General features: G+C 38.1%; 2 protein-coding genes. Both read left to right on the forward strand.

Annotated elements, in window-relative coordinates; all coding sequences use genetic code 11:
- On the forward strand, nt 1-936 hold a 936-nt coding region (locus ACTNDN_RS24825), incomplete at its 5' end, for a Mu transposase domain-containing protein (RefSeq protein ID WP_441132565.1).
- Nucleotides 936-1,610 (forward strand): IS21-like element helper ATPase IstB (istB, locus tag ACTNDN_RS24830; protein WP_251630159.1); only part of this gene is annotated, 675 nt, incomplete at its 3' end. The genes ACTNDN_RS24825 and istB, both read left to right, overlap by 1 nt.

Below are 1,610 nucleotides of genomic sequence, written 5' to 3' on the forward strand. Positions count from 1 at the left end.
GTTAGTGAAAATGCCGGAGATATAATTTTAACAGGGGAATTTCAAGCATATAAGCAGGAACGAGGGTTCCGAATTTACCTCTGTAGAAAGGCAGATCCCCAAAGTAAAGGGAAGGTAGAAAATGTAGTGAAATATGTAAAAAGGAACTTTGCAAAACACAGAGTATTTCCAAATCTAGAATCCTGGAATGAAAAATGTTTAGCATGGTTGAAGAGGACAGGAAATTACAATGTACATCACACAACAAAAAAGAGACCAGTAGAAGTGCACGCCCTCGAAAAGCAACACTTAACGCCAGTCTCCTCCCTGCTTTCTTTCGAAAGCAACCTTGTAAATAGTATAACAAGAACTGTTCATAAGGACAATATTATCAGATATCAATCTAATCGTTATTCGGTTCCTTTAGGAACTTATCGTCCAAGAGGTGATAATACGGTTTACATAGAAACCCAGGGCGAGGAACTCATTATTCGAGCAGACCTTCAAGGCGAAATACTAGCAAAGCATCCGATATGTCATGGGAAAGGTGAGTTGATAAAGAACCGTCAACACACCAGAGATCGCTCGAAAGGAATTCAAGCATATAAAGAGACTATTGTTCGTCAATTCAAAGATCAAGAAAAGGCTTTAAAATTTGTCAATGAAGTAACCCGGCAGTATCCAAGGTATGTAAGAGATCAGTTCCAAGTCATTCAATATGCCATTACTCATTTTCGCCCTCAAATAGAGGAAGCCCTGGCGGTTTGCCTAAAAGAACAGCTATGGAGTGCAAACGATTTACGTGATATTGCACAGCATTTGACCCGATTAAAGGAAGAAAAAGATGTAGAATCCCCTGCTTCTCTCGAAGCTAAAAGAAATAGCCCCGCAACAACCGCTACAGCAGTAACAAGGGATATAGAATATTACACGAAAATTATGAGAGGTGTTTCATAATGACTAGCACTGTACAACTATTACAAGAACAATTCCGCCATCTTCGGATGGTGGAAACCGCTGAAGAGCTGCCAATATTACTACGACACGCAGAGAAATCATCGTGGACTTATCAAGAGTTTTTACATGAACTTCTTATGCATGAAATGAAGAAACGCGAAGAAAAAGGGATTCAAAAGAGATTAAAGTGGGCTAGCTTTCCATATTTTAAAACACTTGATGAGTTTAATGTAGAAGAACAAATATCGCTTAGCACACGCCAATTAAATCAATTAAGTGAATTAAATTGGCTGGAACAACAATACAATCTAATTTTATTGGGACCCCCAGGCTCAGGGAAAACCCATATTTCAATTGGATTAGGAGTTGAAGCCATTCAAAAGGGATTTAAAGTAGCATTTTCAACAATGGGTGAACTCATACACTTATTAAAAACGGAAGAATATATTACAAAATCAAAATTGCGGTTAAAAAGAATAAAAGAATCGGATTTGGTGATTATTGATGATTTAATGTACATGGCAATGGATCAGAGGGAAGCAAATCTATTTTTCCACCTGGTTAACCATCTTTATGAACGTAGTTCTATTATTCTTACCTCCAATAAGGGCCCCGAAGAATGGGGTGAATTAATGGGAGACCAAGGGATTACAACAGCCATATTGGACCGATTA

The organism is Niallia sp. HCP3S3_B10, assembly GCF_052064465.1.
Lineage (GTDB): Bacteria > Bacillota > Bacilli > Bacillales > Cytobacillaceae > Niallia > Niallia hominis.